Source organism: Kribbella sp. CA-245084 (assembly GCF_050942355.1).
Taxonomy (GTDB): Bacteria; Actinomycetota; Actinomycetes; order Propionibacteriales; family Kribbellaceae; genus Kribbella.
Map to the genome: position 1 here is coordinate 191189 of NZ_CP192053.1, position 17816 is coordinate 209004.

Below are 17816 nucleotides of genomic sequence, written 5' to 3' on the forward strand. Positions count from 1 at the left end.
GACCGGCTCCTACTCAAGCGGCCGTGTGCTCGTGGACCGTCGCCACCGCGGCGGACTGCTTGGTGACTCGATTCTGCACGAGTACGCCGATCCCGTAGAAGAGCGCGATCCCCGGCAGTGCGACCGCCAGTGCGCCCGCCACCGCGTCGATCGACGCGTCCCGCCACAGCATCACGACCTCGAGCACGACAACGCCTCCGAGACCGATCACCTGGTTGAGCCACGAGCCGGCGAACCGCGCAACGGCGTACGCGAGCGCGAAGCCCAGCGGGATGAGGACGCCGCACCGCGTCACCCAGCCGAACGCCAGCACGTGTGCCAGCGTGGTGACGGCGGTGACGCCGACGACCGCGAGGATGTTGCGCCGGCGCCACAGGATCGGCAGCGTCACCAGCAGGAAGACCGGCAGCATCGCCCACGTGGTCGTCGACAGCGGATGCGGCAGGTCGGCGTCGGTGGCCGTGATGTTCTCGACCATCAGCAGCGCAACCGCAGCGGTCATGAGGCCGGCCAGCACGTAGTCGAGGGGCCTGATCCCCTTCAAGATCTCGTTCATCGGTTTGTCCCTTCGTCCCCGGGTCTTATGACCCCATGCAGCGAAGGTAGATTTCGGCGCCCGTCGTCCACGTCTGGCGCAAGAACGATCCTGTGAAGCTCGCGTCGTCCGCGGGGATGACGGCGTACGCCCCACGGATGACGCACAATCAGCCTGTGTCCGAGAAGATCCGTGTGCTGGTCGCCGACGATCAGACCCTGGTGCGTACCGGGTTCCGGGTGATCCTGGAGGCCGAGGGCGATATCGAGGTGGTCGCCGAGGCCGACACGGGTACTGCGGCCATCCGGCAGGCTCAGCTGGCCGCGCCGGACGTGATCTTGATGGACATCCGGATGCCCGAGCTCGACGGGCTGTCCGCGACCGAGGAGATCCGCCGGCAGCCCGACCCGCCGACGATCATCGTGCTCACCACGTTCGACCAGAACGAGTACGTCTACCGTGCGCTCCGCGCGGGAGCGGCCGGGTTCCTGCTCAAGGACTCACCGTCGACCCGCCTGATCGCGGCGGTCCGCGCGGCGGCGACCGGTGACTCGCTGATCGAGCCCGCGATCACCCGACGGCTGGTCGAGCGCTTCGTCGAACCGGTGGTCGCTCAGGGACTGCCTCCCGAGCTCGCCACCCTGACCGACCGGGAGCTCGACGTACTGCGATTGATCGCGCGTGGCCTGTCCAACGCCGAGATCGCGGCCGAGCTCGTGGTGGCCGAGACGACCGTGAAGACGCACGTCGCCCGGCTGCTCACCAAGCTCGGGGTCCGCGACCGGGTCCAGGCAGTTGTGGTGGCCTACGAGACCGGATTCGCCAACCGCCGCTGAACAACAAGTGAAAGACCTTCCGAATCGGTCGGCGAGACGTTAGTTTGTCACAGCTGTCCGTCCGTTGGGGAGGCTCCTGTGTCGCTCGTCCGTGCTCTGACCACAGCCGTAGGCGTCGGCGGTCTACTCGCCGGCGTACTCGTCGATCCAGCCCTCGGGCAGACCTCCCAAGGCATTACCGACGCCGCGATCGCCGAGGACTGTGTACTGACGTCGCGGGTCGACAGCCCGGTCGCGGCGGGCGTGAACTACACGTCGTTCGACCGCCTCGATCCGAAGGGCTGGCAGCGCGGCGACATCCTCGACACCGACCTGAGCAAGCACGGCGTCACCGTGGACCTGGTCAACAACGGCGGCAAGGTGTCGGGCGGTCAGCCACTCAGCCAGCAGCTCGCCCGCAAGGGCGCGATCGCCGGCGTGAACGGCGACTTCTTCGACATCAACGACACCACCGCGCCGCTCGGCGTCGGGGTGGAATCCGGGAAGCTGACCAACGCGCCGGCCGCCGGCCACAACGACACCGCGGTGATCGGCAAGGACGGGCTCGGCAAGATCGCCGAGCTGTTCCTGCAGGGCACGGCGACCGACGGCGCCACCAAGCTCGAGCTGACCAACCTGAACTCGCCGGCCGTCAACACCGGCGGTATCGGCCTCTACACCCCGGAGTGGGGCGACGCGGCCCGGACCCGGACCGTGGACGGCCTGCCGACCGTGCGTGAGGTGATCCTTCGCGACGGTGTGGTCGTCTCGTCGGCAACCACTCCGGCAACCACCCCGCTCGCAGCCGGCGAGCAGGCGCTGATCGGCCGTGAGGCAGGCGCCGACGCACTGACTGCTCTGCAGGTCGGCGACCACGTCGACGTCGCGTACGGCCTGCGTCCCGACGCCGGTGCTGTCGCGGCCGCGGTCAGCGGCAACTCGCAGCTCGCGAAGGACGGCAAGGTCCCCGACGACGTACCCGACGCCGACCTCGCGCCGCGGACCGCGATCGGGTTCGACGCCGACGGCAGCCGGATGATCCTGCTGACCGTCGACGGCCGGGCGACCGGATCCCGGGGGCTGTCGCTCAAGGAGATGGGCCGGCTGATGATCAGCCTCGGGGCTGACGACGCGCTGAACCTCGACGGCGGCGGCTCCTCCACGATGCTGGCCCGTACGCCGGGCAAGGCCGCGCCGGACGTGGTCAACGACCCGTCCGACGGCGGCGAGCGGCTGATCCCGAACGGTCTCGGCCTCCTCCCGGTCAAGGGCTCCGGCACGCTGAAGGGCTTCCGCGTCGAGTCGGTCGGCACCTCCCAAGAAGGCCCCGACGCCGACATCTCGCGCAGTTCCCGCGTCCTCACCGGACTCAGCCGAGTCCTCAGCGCTGCCGGGTACGACGAGACCTACGCACCCGCTGCCGGTACGCCGTCGTGGTACGCGGGCAGCAACGTCCGCGTCGACCAGCACGGTGTCGTCACCGGCCGCCGCGCGGGCGACGTGATCGTGACCGCGACCCGCGGCGCGGCGAACGGAAGGTTCCCGATGACAGTCCTCGGTACGCCGGCCCGCCTCGCCCCCTCGACCCGCCAGGTGTCGCTCTCCGACTCCACCGCCAAGGGCTTCTTCGAGGTCGACGGGTACGACGCCGACGGGTTCTCCACCTGGATCGAACCGCAGGACGTCAAGCTCAGCTACGACCCGGCCGCCGTCAAGGTCGTTGCTACGCGCAACGGTTTCGAGGTGAACGCGCTGACCGACGACGCGGTCTCGACCGTGATCACTGCGAAGGTCGGTGCCCTGAGCACCCAGTTGAGCGTGACGTCAGGCCTGACCAGCACGGTGGTCGACAAGCTCGACGACCTGACCAAGTGGGCGGCCAACGCCGTACCGGTTGGTGCGGCGACGGCGTCGCGATCTGCTGCGGAGGGACATGACGGCGGGCCGGCGATCGCGCTCGACTACTCGTTGACGGGCAGCACGGCCACGCGGGCGGCGTACCTCTCGCAGACGCCGCAGCAGACGCTGCCTGGTCAGCCGCAGAAGCTCGGCGCCTGGATCTACGGCGACGGCAAGGGCGCATGGCTGCGGGCCAACGCTTATGACGCGGCCGGCGGTACGGCGCAGACGCTGAACCTCGCGGCCACGGTCGACTGGACCGGCTGGAAGTACGTCGAAGCGGACATCCCGCCCGGGCTGACGTACCCGCTGCGGTTCTGGCGGATCTACGTCGTCGAGACTTCGCCGACGCGGCAGTACTCCGGCCGGATCATCATCGACGACCTGACTATCCGGAGTGCACCGCCGGTGACGATGACGCCGCCGGCGAAGGTGATCGACCCGATGGTCGTCACCGACGGGACGGTCACCGGCAACGGCCGCTGGCGGTTCGCGGTGATGTCGGACGCGCAGTTCACCTCGGACGACCCGAACTCGGACTACGTGAAGCAGGCGCGGCGGACGATCCGCGAGGCACTCGCGCAGAAGCCCGACTTCCTGGTGATCAACGGCGACTTCGTCGACCGGGCTTTCGGGCCGGACATCGCGCTCGCCAAGCAGATCATCGACGAAGAGGTGGCCGGCCAGGTTCCGGTGCACTACGTGCCGGGCAACCACGAGACCTACGGACCAGGCGACCTGTCCGAGTGGAAGAAGGTCTTCGGGGCGGCGACCAGCACGTTCGACCACAAGGGCACCCGGTTCATCCTGCGCGACTCGTCGCTCGGGTCGCTGCGGGCCGGCGGCTTCGATCAGATCCTCGACCTGCGCAAGCAGCTCGATTCCGCGGCGCAGGACCGCTCGATCAAGAACGTCGTGGTGATGGCACACCACCCGGTCGACGACCCGTCGCCGACGCAGAACTCGCAGCTCGGCGACCGCAAGGAAGCCGCCATGATCGTTCAGTGGCTGGCTGACTTCCGCGCCTCAACGGGCAAGGGTGCCGCGTACATGGCGGCTCACGCCGGGACGTTCGCCGCGACGCGGACTGACGGTGTGCTGCTGCCGCTGACGGGGAACTCGGGCAAGAGCCCGGCCGCGGCGCCGGATGCGGGCGGCTTCACCGGATGGGCCCTGGTCGGGATCGACCCGCATGTGACGGCGGCGCCGGCTGGCGAGCGGAACTGGTCGGCGCCGGAGCGGTCCTGGTTCCAGGTCGAACTGCGGCCGCACGTCGACTCGCTCGAGCTGACCGCGCCTACGTCACTCCGCCGCGGCCAGTCCGCCACAGCATCCGCCACGGTCATTCAGGAGGACCGGCGAATCCCGGTCACCTTCCCGGTCTCTGCGGACTGGTGGGGCTCGACCTTCCTGTACATCGGTCCGGCAAAGACCGCGCCGTTCTGGGCGGTTGCGTCGTACGACCCGGCGACCGGCCAGCTGACCGCCCTGCACCCGGGCACCGCGCAGCTGGGTGTGACGGTGAACGGAGTCTCCAAGAGCACCACGCTGCGGGTCGATTGGTAGCGTCCTCGGCGTGACTGACGTGGTGGTGCCGCAGCGACTGCGGAGTGGTGATCGGGTTGCCGTGGTGGCGCCGTCGGGCCGCGTGGACGGCGCACGCCTGCAGATCGGCTTGGAGCACCTCAGGTCGTGGGGCCTCGAGGTCGACGTGATGCCGTCGGTGCTGGCCGGGCACGAGCGGTTCCAGTACCTGGCTGCGGACGACAAGGCGCGCGCACAGGACCTGCGGAACGCCTGGCTCGATCCGCAGTACGCCGCGGTGTTCTGTGCTCGGGGCGGGTACGGCGTGCAGCGGATGCTCGAGCACGTCGACTTCGACGAGCTGGTCGCCATACCCAAGTGGTTCCTCGGGTTCAGCGACATCACCGCACTGCACGAGCCGTTGAACGCACGTGGTCTGGTGACTCTGCACGGTCCGATGGCTGCTGCTGTTGAGCAGCTGGAGAACTCAGATGGGCGGGAGCGGCTGCGGGCGTTGCTGTTCGAGCCATCGAGCGTGACCGACCTGCTTGCGCCCGCTGGTGCTCGCACTGTGGTTGGTGGGGTCGCTGAGGGACGGCTGTGCGGTGGCAACCTGGCCTTGCTCGCGTCCAGCCTTGGTACGCCGACGTACGCGCCGCCGGCCGGTGTCGTGGTGCTGGAGGAGGTCGACGAGGCCGGCTATCGCGTGGACCGGATGCTGACGCAGCTGTTGCGCGCCGGGTGGTTCGATGAGGTCACGGGGCTGGTGATCGGCGACTTCAGTGGCGTCCAGGATCCGGTCGATGTCGTCCGCGAGCGGCTCGAGCCCCTCGGCGTACCGATGGTCGAGGGCGCGGCAATCGGACACGAGTCACTGAACCTCGCCCTACCCCTCGGGCTGCCGGTGCGACTCGACGCGACCGCCGCGACTCTCAGCCCAGGTGCTCTCGCAGGAAGTCCCGTGATCTCCTGAAAGAAGATCACGCATGACCAATCCGGTGCCCCTCCAGCGTGACAGCGCGTCGGGCTAGTCGTCCAACGCCTCGACCAGCGCAGCCACGACCTGCTGAGGGAGGTGGGCAGTAGCCTTGCGAGCGTCGCTGGTTCGCAGGTATGCGTGAAGTTGAGTCGGAGTCTCCGGAGCGCCGAGCGGCACGGGTTCGGAACGGCGCCAACCTCGCGCCGAACTGGCCTTAATCGCGGTGAGGTAGTTGGAAGACGTCATCCGACCGAGCGTCTTCGCGCGGAACAGAAGAGCTGCCAATGAAACCTGCCACTTGGACTTGAGCTGGAAGAGCAGAGGCCAGTCCGCGCGTGGTGGCAGCTCGTCATAGATGTCGTCCTCAGGCATGAGGAAGGCCGCCGCAAACTGGTGCGCCTGGTCCTCAATCTCCTTCAGTCCCCAGACCTGCTCTCCATGCATCACCAGGTGACCGAGCTCGTGGGCCGCGTCGAACCGCGACCGCGCCCTGTCGTTTTTGTCCGCGCCGAGGACGACGACAGGGTGTCTCGGAAACGGCAGCGAGAATGCGTCCACGTCGGCGGAGTCGAGGGGCAGACGGATGACGACGACGCCGTGCCTCTCCAGTAGTTCGACCACGTTCTCTACCGGACCGGCTGGTACCCCCCACTCCCGGCGAACCCGCGCCGCAACATCTTCGATGCGCTCGCGGGAGGCGTCCAGGTCGACCGAGCAGTGCGGGACTGTAACCTCCGGCAGCATACTTTCCGGCGCACTCTGCGCGGCATCGTGAGCCAAATGGGCGAGCGCCCGTGCGTGTCGTCGCTGCGAGACAGAACTCTTCCTGAGCGAACGGAAGAACCCTTCGTGCGTCTCTGCCAATTCGACACCGAAGAATGCCACGGGCACCGACAAGGCCTTGGCGAGGATCGGAATCGTCTCATCGGCGGGGCGCGTGTGGCCGGACTCGAACTGACTCACCGCTGCTGGCGTGACATCGGCCGCTCGGGCCAGATCCGCCTGGCTCCACTCCTTCAGCTCCCTTGCCAGGCGGAGCCGGGCCGGGTCGAGCCTGGCTGAAGTAGTCACGTTTTGGCGGCTCCAGTTCGGGATGGAGAAAGGGCGCAGCGCCCTCATCTTGAGGGGTCTGGTCTCTGGGGTGGGTGACAACACGCTACACGATCTTGAGCGAACTTCTTGTCGCAAAATTAAGCTTCATTCTACGCAGAAGATGTTGCTGAACTGCTAGCATCCAGTGGGGGGCCGAGATATGACGAAAGGTTTAGTGCCATGCCCAACCAGAAGAACACGGTCACCGTCACCTTCAACGGGACTGACCGCGAAGTGCCCTTCGAGCCCCACGCCAGCGTGCAGGCTCTGCTCGAGCACGCGAAGAAGGTGTTCAGCGTCCAGTCGAACCACCTGCTGAGCCTGTTCACCGAGGACGGGATCGAGATCACCGACGACCAGCAGTCCGCGGACGATGCGCACATCGTCGCCGGTGCCCTGCTGATCCTCCGCCAGAGCACCGTGCGCGGCGGCAAATGACCACCCTTTCGCTCGCGGCTCCCGCCCTGGTGGACACCTTCGCCCAGCTCCGCAACTGCGGAGCTGGGCGGCGTGAGTGCGTTGTGTACTGGTGCGCCATCTGGCGCAACCCTGATGTGGTGGCTGATGTCGTCCACCCCGATCATCGGGCTACGTTCGCGAGTTATGAGGTCAACTCCGGATGGGTCACCGAGTTCTTCCTCGGCCTTCGTCGTGACTACCGGCGTGTGCTGGCTCAAGTCCACACTCACCCCGGGCCGGCGAACCACTCCGAGATTGACGATCAGTTCGCCATTGCCCCGGAGTTGGGCTTCCTGTCCCTGGTGATCCCGAACTTCGCCACAGGACTGGTTACATTGCGGGGTGCCCACCTAGTCGAGATGGGTCCGACCGGGCTGTGGCGCGAGGTACGTGTCGATTCGGTCCTGCGATGATTGATGAAGAGGCTCTTGCTCGTACCGCGCTCCTGCTGCGGCTCGACGTCTTCCACTCGGACCCGTCGGACGACCCGCGCATCGTCGCGGGACTCCGAGCGAGCACGGCACGCGTCGTTGCAGACCAAAACAATCTCATGTCGTATGCAGGGCAGACTGCGCTGGTCACGTTGTGCGGACAGCTCGCGATGTTCGGGATGCACATCGATCTTGACGTGGCCGACGTTGCATTGGTGAGATCGCAGCCGCCGCTGACCGGTGACCGCATCGGGCAGGCGCTCAGCGAGTACCTCGCAGATCTGATGCCGAGTGGCAACTCTCCCTCAACTAGGGCCGACGTCACGTTCGCGCTTGGGGATACGCACGTCGCTGGCGTTCATGTCAGGGTCGCCGGCAATGACGGTCGTGTGCAGGTTGGCAACAGCTCGGACTGCAACATCCGGTGGGTCGGCGACGATCCGGTGACGGCCATGGCTGCATCTACGACAGCGGCTGCAGATGGTGTGCGGGCGTCAGTCCCTCGCGTCGCCGAGCATCTCGGAGTGTCAGCCCAGCAGAGTGGGAGTTGGAGTCGTGAGTTGGGCCGCGAGGTCGCCCTCGACCTCCGCTACTTACTGCCTGGGGAGTTTCAGGATCTCGGAGATATTGATCTGATCAGCGGAGGCGCGATCAGCAACGCGGCGCTGTTCACGCTTCTCCGGCTGCAGACCGTCCGCGCGGCCGTCCGGGTCATCGAGCCAGACACGTTTGCCGCCAGCAACTTGAACAGATATGCGCTCGGCCGCCGCTCCCACGTGAATCTCGCGAAGGTCGATGTACTGGAGAGCTTTGGTAGCGAGGCACTTGCCATTGTGGGTGTCAAACATCACCTCGACGATGACACGGCCGCCATACTTGGGCCGCTCAGCTCGCGCGTCCTGGTGGGCGTTGACGATATCCCCTCTCGATGGGCGGCGCAGCGTCTTGCGTCGGGCCTTGTCGTCGTTGGCTCTACCTCCCACGACTACGTCGTCGTCTCGGCGCATCCCGTCGGCGGGCCATGCGCAGGGTGTACGCACCCCAAAAACGATGACGGCATCGGCGACATCCCGACGATCTCATTCGTCTCGTTCTGGGCCGGCATGCTCCAGGCGCTCGAATTGCTCCGCTACGCCCGCCTACCGGAGACCGCCGCGAGTCGGAGCGAGATCTATCCATTGAGCCTGGACAAGCCTCGCGGCCTGTATGCCTATCGCCAAGGGGCAGCCCCGACCTGCCCGGTCCGATGTACATCTTCCGCGACCAGATCGTCGTTGTCCCACTAGAAGGACTTGCTCCAGGACGAGGAGCGACGACCCGCGCCGGAATCATCCAGTCTTGACGAGCGCGTCCGCAGTACGTCGAGCCCAGGCACTGGTTGTGATGAGGCCGAGGATCAGGACCAGGGCGCCGCAGCCGGCGATGATGTACCAGCAGAGGCGAGCGGCGTCGACGAAGCCTGTCTCGAGTGGGCCGACCAGACGGGCCGTGAGCACAGTGCCGGCGATCGCGACGCCCAGCGACGCACCCACCTGGCGGCTGGTCGAGGCGATGGCGGCTGCGACACCAGCCTGGGAGCGGGGCATGCCAGAGACGGCGGCGTTGGTGATGGGCGCGTTCAGCATGCCGAAGCCGAGTCCGAAGACCAGATAGCCGATCAGCAACTGCACGGTGGATGTAGATGTCCCCAGCCGCGACAGGATCAGGCCGGACGCCGTCAGCATCGTCCCGGCGACCACTAGCGGTACGCGCGGACCACGGTGGCCGACCAGCCAGCCAGAGATCGGTGCGAACACCACAGTCATCGCGGCCATCGGCAGCGTCAGCAGTCCGGCATGTAGCGCGGTGAAACCACGTGCCGACTGCAGATAGAGCGAGTTGAGGAACAGGAACCCCGACAGCGCCGAGAACCCGCACACCGCGATCAGCGTGGCTCCCGAGAATGGCGCACTCCGGAAGAACCGCGGTTCGAGCAGCGGCTCCTCCCGGCGGCGTTCGTAGTACACGAGCGTCACCGCGGCCGACACGCACACCACGAAGCACCCGATGATCAGCGGCGAGCCCCACCCCGCCGTACGGCCCTCGATGATCCCGTAGGTCAGCCCGCCGAGCAGCAGTACGACGAGGACCTGCCCGACCGGATCCATCCGTCGCGGGACCGCTGCGCGAGACTCCGGTACGAACAATGCGGTCATCAGTACGGCGGCCACCGTCACCGGCACGTTGATCCAGAAGATGAACCGCCACCCGGCCGCGTCGACCAGCGCACCGCCGACGACCGGTCCGACCGCCATGCTCAGCCCGACCACGCCGCCCCAGACACCGATCGCCTGCGCGCGCTCGCGTGGGTTCGTGAAGGTGTTGGTGATGATCGACATCGCCACCGGGTTCAGCATCGACCCGCCGACGGCCTGCAGCACCCGGAACGCGATCAGCAGGTCGATGCTCGACGCGACCCCGCAGAGCAACGACCCGATCCCGAAGAGGACCAGACCGGCCTGGAACGTCCGCCGCCGCCCGACCCGGTCCGCCGTCGACCCGGACACCATCAGCAGGCTCGCCAGCACCAGCGTGTACGCGTCGATCGTCCACTGCAGCTTCGACACCGAAGCCCCGAACTCGGACCGGATCGCCGGCAGCGCCAGGTTCACGATCGTCGAGTCGAGCCCGACGATGAACAGACTGGAACAGCAGATGCCAAGAACCAGCAACCGCCGGCCGCGGGTCAGCTCCTCCACCTGGCTCCGTCCATGCTTGAAGACTTTACTACCGGCCCGGAAAACGGTTTGACGGAGTGTCGGCGGGGCCACCTACGCTTGATCTATTCGCCTGGTCAGGTACCTTCTTTCATCCCTCTATGCCTGTTTGTGAGACGTCATGTCTTTGCGCCTCATCCCATTCGCCGACCCGGGTGTGCCGGACACCCGCTCCGGCCTCCGACTCATCATCTGGCTGGAGCACCAGCAGCTGCGCGGGCAAGCCCTCGCAGTGTTCTGGGGGCTGATCTACTTCGGCGGTATCGCCGCTGCTCCGGTTGCCGTCGGTCTGGCCGTCCAGGCCGCGATCGACCTGTCCTGGTCCAAGCTGATGCTGGCCGGTGGGCTGCTGCTGGCCTTCGGCGCGGCCAAGGCCGGCGCCGACTCGTTCTTCCACCGCGCCGTGGTGACAAACTGGATCAGCACTGCGTCCCGCCTGCAGCAGCTGCTCATGCGCAAGGCTGCAGAGCTGGGCTCCCTGCTGACCCGCCGGATCGCCGCCGGTGAGGTCGTCGCCGTCAGCAGCGGCGACGTCGAGAAGATCGGCTGGTTCGTCGAGGTGCTGGGCCGGTTCGCCGCCGCGCTGCTGACCTGCTTCGCGGTCGTCATCGGCCTGCTGTTCTACGAGCCCCAGCTCGGCCTGGTGGTCGCCATCGCCGTGCCGGTGCTGGCCTTCTCGATCGTCCCGCTGATGGGTCCCGCGGAGCGTCGCGCCGACGAGCAGCGTGCCAAGGGCGGCCGCGCCACGGAGCTGGCTGCCGACACCGTCGCCGGTCTGCGCGTACTGCGGGGTATCGGCGGCGAGCAGCTCTTCCTCGAGCGCTACCGCGAGGCATCGCAGCAGTACAGGAGCAGTGCGGTCCGCAGCGCGCGGATGTGGTCGCTGATCGCGGCCCTGCAGGTGCTGCTGTTCGGGCTGTTCCTGGTGGTCGTCGTCTGGATGGGTGTGCGGCTCGTCACGTCCGGACGGATCTCGGTCGGCGAGCTCGTTACGACGTACGGGTTCATCACGTTCATGCTGGTGCCGCTGCACACATTCGAGGAGACGGCGAGCGCGTTCATCTTCTCGAAGGTGTCGGCCCGCCGGGCCGCGCGGGTGCTGTCGCTGCAGCGGACCGACGAGACCAAGGGCACTGCCGAGGCGCAGCTGCCGCAGGGTGAACTGCTCGACCCGGTCACGGGCCTGCACGTCCCGGCCGGCAGCTTCACCGCGGTCGTCGCCGGCGACCCGGATGCCGGTGGCCTGCTGGCCGACCGGTTGGGCGGTCACAGCCCGACAGCTGACGGTGAGGCCTCCGTGCTGCTCGGCGGCGTTGCCCTCGACGACATCCCGCTGGAGTCCGCGCGGACCGTCGTACTCGTGCAGGACAAGGACCCGGTGCTGTTGTCGGGGACGGTGCGCGAGCTGTTCGACGTGCCGGCCAGTGGTGTCGTCTCTCCGGAGACAGCGCTCGACGCAGCGCAGTGCGCCGACATTCTCGACGTACTGCGGCAGACGCTGCCTGCTGGTGAGTCCGACGCGATGCGCGCAGTGCTGACTGAGCGCGGGCGGTCCCTGTCCGGTGGTCAGCGGCAGCGCGTGGCACTGGCTCGCTCGCTGTACGTCGACCCGCAGGTGCTGGTGCTCGACGAGCCGACCAGTGCGGTGGATGCGCACACCGAAGCGCGCATCGCCGACGGTCTGCAGCTGCTGCGCGCCGGCCGGACCACTGTGGTGTTCACGTCGAGCCCGCTGATGCTAGACCGGGCGGAGCGAGTGGTGTTCGTGCCGGACGGCCGCGTCGATGCGGTCGGGACACACCACGACCTGCTGCACACCAACCCGCGGTACCGCGCCGCAGTAACCCGTGAAGACGAACAAACCGTTGAGGAGTTGGCGTGAAGCGCCCCCTGTACGACCCGGCAGCCCCACAGGAAGTAGTGCGGCTCCCGGTAGCAGGCAGCGCGACTGTGCGCGCCTACCTGAAGTCGCTGTTCCGCCGGCACCGCCGTGCGTTCGGCTGGCTCACGCTGGTCAACGCAGTGGCGGCGCTGAGTGGCATGGTCGGCCCGTGGCTGCTCGGCAACGTGGTCGAGAAGCTCTCGCAGGGCAAGACCGATGTGCAGCTCCCGTACGTCGTGCTCGGCTTCGTCATCGCCCTGGTCGTCCAGACGATCTTCGTGCGGATGACTCGGCTCCGTGGTGCGGTCATGGGCGAGGAGATGCTCGCGGACCTGCGCGAGGACTTCCTGGTCCGCTCGGTCGGGCTGCCGCCCGGTGTGCTGGAGCGCGCCGGGACCGGTGACCTGCTGTCCCGGATCACGACCGACATCGACCGGCTGTCTCACGCCATGCGCGACGCCGTACCGCAGCTGACGATCGCGGTCATCTGGGCAGGTCTGCTGATCGGTGCGCTGGTCGTCACCTCGCCGCCGCTGGCAGTGGCGGTGGTGATCGCCGCACCGATCCTGATCATCGGCGGCCGCTGGTACTTCCGGCGCGCACCATCCGGGTACCGGTCGGAGGCAGCCGGGTACGCCGCTGTCGCGTCCGCACTGGCCGAGACCGTCGACGCCGGCCGGACCGTGGAGTCGCACCGGCTCGGCGACCGCCGGATCAAGCTCGGCGACACCCGGATCGGTCAGTGGGTCGCGTGGGAGCGGTACACGCTCTACCTGCGGATGATCCTGTTCCCGGTGATCAACATGACCCACACGGTCGCGTTGGCCGCCGTGCTGGTGATCGGTGGCGGTTTCGCCATCCAGGGCTGGATCACTGTCGGCGCACTGACCACAGGTGCGCTGTACGTCCAGATGCTGGTCGAGCCGGTCAACATGATGATCCGCTGGTACGACGAGCTGCAGGTGGCCCAGGTGTCGCTGGCGCGGCTGGTCGGCGTCCGTGAGGTGGAGACTGCCGCGACGGACGGCGATGCCGAGCCGGAGGGCCGGACTGTGCTGGCGGATGACGTGCGGTTCGGCTACCTCGAGGGTCGCGACGTACTGCACGGCGTGACGCTGACGGTCGAGCCGGGTGCGCGCGTGGCGCTCGTAGGCCCTTCTGGTGCAGGGAAATCGACGCTCGGTCGGCTGCTGGCCGGCATCTACTCGCCACGCGTCGGTGACATCACCTTGGGTGGTGCGGCGCTGGACCAGATGTCTGCCGAGCAGGTACGCAGCCACGTTGCCCTGGTCAACCAGGAGCACCACGTGTTCGTGGGCAGTGTCCGCGACAACCTGCGGCTGGCGAAGCAGGGCGCGACGGACACCGACCTGTGGGCAGCACTGCGTTCGGTCGACGCCGACGGCTGGGTGGCCGGCTTCGACGACGGGCTGGACACCGAGGTGGGCTCCGGTGGGGTCTCGCTGACGCCGGCTCAGGCGCAGCAGGTCGCTCTGGCCCGGTTGGTGCTCGCGGACCCGCACACGTTGGTGCTGGACGAGGCGACCTCGTTGATGGACCCGCGCGCGGCCAGGCACCTGGAGCGGTCGCTGGCGACCGTTCTGGAGGGCAGGACCGTGGTGGCGATCGCGCACCGGCTGCACACGGCGCACGACGCGGACGTGATCGCGGTCGTCGAGGACGGCAAGATCGTCGAGCTGGGCGCGCACGACGAGTTGGTCGACGCCCAGGGTGCGTACGCGGCTCTGTGGAACTCCTGGCACGGCGAACGCTGACACACGGACGGGTGGATCCGCGGTTATCCACAGGATCAACTGCGATCCCAGCGGATCCACCCGTCCCCGTGTGAGGATGAACGCGTGCTGCTGACGACGCTGTTCTCCTTGCCCACCACGATGGCCCTCGATGTGGACGACGAGGGCCGGATGCTCGTGCTGTATGACGGCACCGGCACCCGCCAGGTCAACGAAGTCGCACCGGACGGGTCCTGGCGAGCGCTCACCGATCTCGGTGACACCTGCCGTGGCGCCCGGTTCGTGCCGGGCAGCAGCCGCGTGGTCATCGAGCACGACACCGGCGGTGACGAGCGCGGTCAGCTCTCCATGCTGGATCTCGAAGAGCCTGGTCTGCCGACGCTGACCCCGCTGGTCCACGACTCGGAGTACATCCATCACCTGGTCGACGCGCGGGCCGGGCGGGTGCTCTACACGACGAACCGCCGCAACGGCGTCGACTTCGATCTGGTCGCGCGCGACCTCGCCACCGGTCGCGAGACCGTCCTGTACGACAAGGGCGGCTGGGTGATGGGCGTCAACCCGTCCCCGGATGACAAGTGGGTCGTCCTTGCGAAGGCGAGCACCCCGGCGAACTCGATGCAGCTGCTGTTGGTCGAGACGTCGAGCCGGACCATCACGGAGCTCACCCCCGAGGACGCGCACAACGACCAAGGCGCCGTCGCCTGGCTCCCGGACTCGTCGGCGTTCCTCGTGTCGACGAACGCGGACCGCGATCGCATGGCCCTGCGCCGGTACGACGTGGTCGACGCGGCGTGGAGCGACGTACTCGTGGATGACGCTCGCGACCTGGCCGGGTGGCCCTCACCGGATGGCGAGCACCTGTTGGTCGCCGTGCTGGAGGACGGCGAGGTGGCGCTGGCGCTGCACCGGCTGGAGGATGGCTCGCTCGTCGCACCGCTTGACCTCCCTGCCGGCGGCGTCGCGGCGTTGTCGATGGCGACGCCGGACCCGATCTGGTCGTCCGACGGATCGTTCGCGGCCATCACCTACAACTCGCCGGTCACACCGCCGACCGTGTATCGGTTTGTCCCGGGCGGCGAGCTGGCTGCGGTTCGACCGGTGGAGGTGCCTGTCGAGCTGAACCATCCGGAGAGTCTGCGCGTGCCGTCGTTCGACGGCGAGCAGGTGCCGGTGTTCGTGTTCCGGCCGACCGCGGCGGACCTGGGCTCGACCGTGGTCCATGTGCACGGCGGTCCGGAGGGTGCGGCGCTGCGGATGTGGAGCCCGATCATCTCGGCGCTGGCCGGCGAGGGACACACGGTCATCGTGCCGAACGTCCGCGGCTCGGCCGGATACGGCAAGCGCTGGTACACGCTCGACGACCGGCAGCTGCGGCTGGACTCGGTGAAGGACCTGGCGGCGATCAACGCCTGGTTGCCAACCATCGGCGGCGATCCGAAGAGGGCCGCGCTGTGGGGTGGTTCGTACGGCGGGTACATGGTGCTGGCCGGCGTCGCGTTCCAGCCGGACCTGTGGGCGGCTGGTGTGGACATCGTCGGAATCGCTTCGCTGGTGACGTTCCTGGAGAACACCTCGGACTACCGGCGGACCATGCGCGAGCGCGAGTACGGCTACCTGGCTACCGAACGCGAGTTCCTGGAGTCAGCCAGCCCACTCAGCCGGGTCGACGACATCCGAGCGCCGCTGTTCGTCATCCACGGCGCCAACGACCCGCGCGTGCCGTTGTCGGAAGCAGAGCAGATCACCGAGGCCCTGACGAAGCGGGGCGTGCCATGCCAGCTGCTGGTGTACCCCGACGAGGGCCACGGCCTCGCCAAGCTCAAGAACCGCCTCGACGCGTACCCACAGGCCTTCAGCTTCCTGCGAGAGCACCTCATCCCCTGACGGAAAGTGTCAACCGACACCGCGCGCTCGCGGCCGCGGCCGTTGTAGGAGGACCTCGTCAAGGACTCGGCGTCGGCTCCGACTTGTGTGACGTCAGACCGATTCGAGGAGAAAACGATGTCCAACAAAGTCGTGGTTTCGGTGCAGACGTCACTCGACGGACGAGTGGCCAGTACCGACGGTGTGCTGGACTGGCTCCAGGTGAAGGACGAGTTGCACGCCCACTTCGTCGAGTTGCACGGGTCGGCCGGCCTGTTCATGTACGGGCGCAACACCTTCGAGGGGCTGGCCGCGTACTGGCCGACCGCGGACGAGGATCCCGAAAGCGATCACCACCTGGTGGCGTACAGCAAGATCTGGAAGTCGAAGCCGAAGCTCGTCTTCTCCCGGACGCTGGAATCCGCCGGCTGGAACACCACCGTGCTCCGCGACCTTGACGTTCTCGCGGAGTACCGACGGACTGCCGACGGCGACCTGTATCTGCTCGGCAGCCCACAGTTGATCACCGCATTGGCCGAGCGCGACCTGGTCGATGCCTACGAGATCTACCTGCACCCCGTCGCCTTGGGCGCCGGCCGGTCGATCCTCGAAGGCCTACCGTCGCGCCAGGGGCTGACGCTGACGGGCACCCGGACATTCGACGGCAACGTGGTGAAGCTGGAGTACAGCCGTTAGCTCCCGACCAGCCCGGCGCGGGTCAGGGCCTTGAGGCGACCGCGGAGAATCTTCTGGCGGCGCTCTTCGTCCGGGAACAGCGCCAGGTAAGCGGGTCCGTTGGCTGCGAGCAGGTCGTCGTCGAGCCGACGTACCGTTCCGGCTGGAGCCCTGTGGGTCATGGCGGCCTGGACTGCCTCGATGTCGATGCCGGCGAGGTGTTCGGTGAGCTGCTCCTCGGTGGTGACGCCGAGGCGATGCAGGATGCCGAGGATCCAGGCGTAGTGCGTGGTCTTGGCGTGCGGGGCGTCCGGGTACCGCCGGGTCAGGTACGTCGTCAGCGTGCCGGTCGTCAGGTCCAGCGGGGCCTTGTCCTCCGCCGTGGCCGCCAGCTCGCGGTACAGCCGGTCGATCTCGGTGAACTCGTTGTCGGCCAGCTCCATCAGCGCGGCGGCGAGCAGGAAGCGCCGGTCGAACTCCGGCTTGCGGCCCGGCGGGATGTCCAGCTTGTACCTGATGTCGTGCTCGAACTCGGCCCACGCGTGCTGGACCGCCGTACGGACCTGGATCTCCATCACCAAGTTCTTCAGTACGGCGTACTCCGGCAGCTCGCGGCGGTGTGCGTTCAGCCGGACCAGATAGTGCTTGCTGGCGTACCCGAACACGCCCTGCGCCCGGGTGTGGGCGCCCATGTCGGTGTGCTCGACGATCTCGAACTCTTCCTCGATCACCTCACACACCCGGTCCACCGCCTCGACCAGGAACGTGATCACCCGCGCCGCCACCAGGTCGGTGATCTGGTTCAGCGGGTCGTCGTACTTCGGTCTGCTCGGATCGTCCGGATGCGACTTCGACGCCTTCGCGACGAACGACTCCGGGTCCTTGGCACGGGCGGTAGCGGTCAGGTAGTTGATGCCCTCTTCTTCACCGATCAGCTCGTTGATCAGCGCCTCGAGCTTGCGCGCGCCACCGACGTACTGCTGGTGCACCCGCTCGTACACCACCCCCGCCTGCTCCACCATGCGGGAACCATAGTGGTCTTCCGGTCGCTCGTGCTGTCTATCGCTTTCTAGTTATTTTGCTAGAAAGTTGTAGAGAGCCCTCGCGACACGCTCTGGTCCTTGATTGGTCAATCTACGGAAAACGCTA

General features: G+C 67.5%; 14 protein-coding genes. 10 read left to right on the forward strand and 4 right to left on the reverse strand.

Annotated elements, in window-relative coordinates:
- Positions 1-13: 13 nt before the first annotated feature.
- A complete protein-coding gene (locus tag ACQPYH_RS00955; protein ID WP_432885193.1) occupies positions 14-556 on the reverse strand; it encodes a hypothetical protein in 543 nt (180 codons plus the stop codon).
- Between the two features lie 155 nt (positions 557-711).
- Here ACQPYH_RS00955 and ACQPYH_RS00960 point away from each other — a divergent pair, with 155 nt between their 5' ends.
- The 3 genes from ACQPYH_RS00960 (at position 712) to ACQPYH_RS00970 (ending at position 5746) form a co-directional block, all read left to right on the forward strand.
- Positions 712-1371 carry a response regulator gene (locus ACQPYH_RS00960; protein WP_432885196.1) on the forward strand — a complete coding sequence of 220 codons (660 nt, stop codon included), beginning with the start codon at positions 712-714 and terminating at the stop codon, positions 1369-1371.
- A gap of 78 nt (positions 1372-1449) precedes the next feature.
- Positions 1450-4815, forward strand: a complete 3366-nt coding sequence (locus ACQPYH_RS00965) for a phosphodiester glycosidase family protein (protein WP_432885200.1) — start codon at positions 1450-1452, stop codon at positions 4813-4815.
- Between the two features lie 10 nt (positions 4816-4825).
- Positions 4826-5746, forward strand: a complete 921-nt coding sequence (locus tag ACQPYH_RS00970; protein ID WP_432885202.1) for a S66 peptidase family protein — start codon at positions 4826-4828, stop codon at positions 5744-5746.
- A gap of 54 nt (positions 5747-5800) precedes the next feature.
- Here ACQPYH_RS00970 and ACQPYH_RS00975 read toward each other — a convergent pair whose 3' ends face one another.
- Entirely contained in the window at positions 5801-6871 is a 1071-nt protein-coding gene (locus tag ACQPYH_RS00975; RefSeq protein ID WP_432885204.1) for a helix-turn-helix domain-containing protein, read from the reverse strand.
- 153 nt (positions 6872-7024) lie between these two features.
- Between ACQPYH_RS00975 and ACQPYH_RS00980 the strand changes: the two genes are divergently transcribed.
- Genes ACQPYH_RS00980 through ACQPYH_RS00990 form a run of 3 tightly spaced genes read left to right on the forward strand, consistent with a single transcriptional unit; the run spans position 7025 to position 9020 of the window.
- Complete coding sequence (locus ACQPYH_RS00980; protein ID WP_432885206.1) at positions 7025-7282, forward strand: hypothetical protein; 258 nt, start codon at positions 7025-7027, stop codon at positions 7280-7282.
- Positions 7279-7716, forward strand: a complete 438-nt coding sequence (locus ACQPYH_RS00985) for a hypothetical protein (protein ID WP_432885209.1) — start codon at positions 7279-7281, stop codon at positions 7714-7716. The genes ACQPYH_RS00980 and ACQPYH_RS00985 overlap by 4 nt, the downstream gene beginning before the upstream one ends.
- Positions 7713-9020, forward strand: coding sequence for a hypothetical protein (locus ACQPYH_RS00990; protein WP_432885211.1), 1308 nt, complete (start codon positions 7713-7715; stop codon positions 9018-9020). The genes ACQPYH_RS00985 and ACQPYH_RS00990 overlap by 4 nt, the downstream gene beginning before the upstream one ends.
- 42 nt (positions 9021-9062) lie before the next feature.
- On the opposite strand, the gene ACQPYH_RS00995 is transcribed toward ACQPYH_RS00990, so the two are convergent.
- A complete protein-coding gene (locus ACQPYH_RS00995) occupies positions 9063-10472 on the reverse strand; it encodes an MFS transporter (protein WP_432885214.1) in 1410 nt (469 codons plus the stop codon).
- A 139-nt stretch (positions 10473-10611) separates the two neighbouring features.
- Here ACQPYH_RS00995 and ACQPYH_RS01000 point away from each other — a divergent pair, with 139 nt between their 5' ends.
- The 4 genes from ACQPYH_RS01000 to ACQPYH_RS01015 all read left to right on the forward strand — a co-directional run bounded on the left by ACQPYH_RS01000 (position 10612) and on the right by ACQPYH_RS01015 (position 16688).
- Entirely contained in the window at positions 10612-12372 is a 1761-nt protein-coding gene (locus ACQPYH_RS01000) for an ABC transporter transmembrane domain-containing protein (protein ID WP_432885217.1), read from the forward strand.
- On the forward strand, positions 12369-14147 hold the full coding sequence (locus ACQPYH_RS01005; protein ID WP_432885220.1) for an ABC transporter ATP-binding protein: 1779 nt from the start codon (positions 12369-12371) through the stop codon (positions 14145-14147). The genes ACQPYH_RS01000 and ACQPYH_RS01005 overlap by 4 nt, the downstream gene beginning before the upstream one ends.
- Before the next feature lie 84 nt (positions 14148-14231).
- Positions 14232-16013, forward strand: coding sequence for a S9 family peptidase (locus tag ACQPYH_RS01010; protein WP_432885223.1), 1782 nt, complete (start codon positions 14232-14234; stop codon positions 16011-16013).
- A 117-nt stretch (positions 16014-16130) separates the two neighbouring features.
- Entirely contained in the window at positions 16131-16688 is a 558-nt protein-coding gene (locus ACQPYH_RS01015) for a dihydrofolate reductase family protein (RefSeq protein ID WP_432885225.1), read from the forward strand.
- Here the strand turns inward: ACQPYH_RS01015 and ACQPYH_RS01020 are convergent.
- Complete coding sequence (locus tag ACQPYH_RS01020) at positions 16685-17689, reverse strand: GTP pyrophosphokinase (RefSeq protein WP_432885228.1); 1005 nt, start codon at positions 17687-17689, stop codon at positions 16685-16687. The two genes, ACQPYH_RS01015 and ACQPYH_RS01020, sit on opposite strands and share 4 nt — an antisense overlap.
- Positions 17690-17816: the final 127 nt, after the last annotated feature.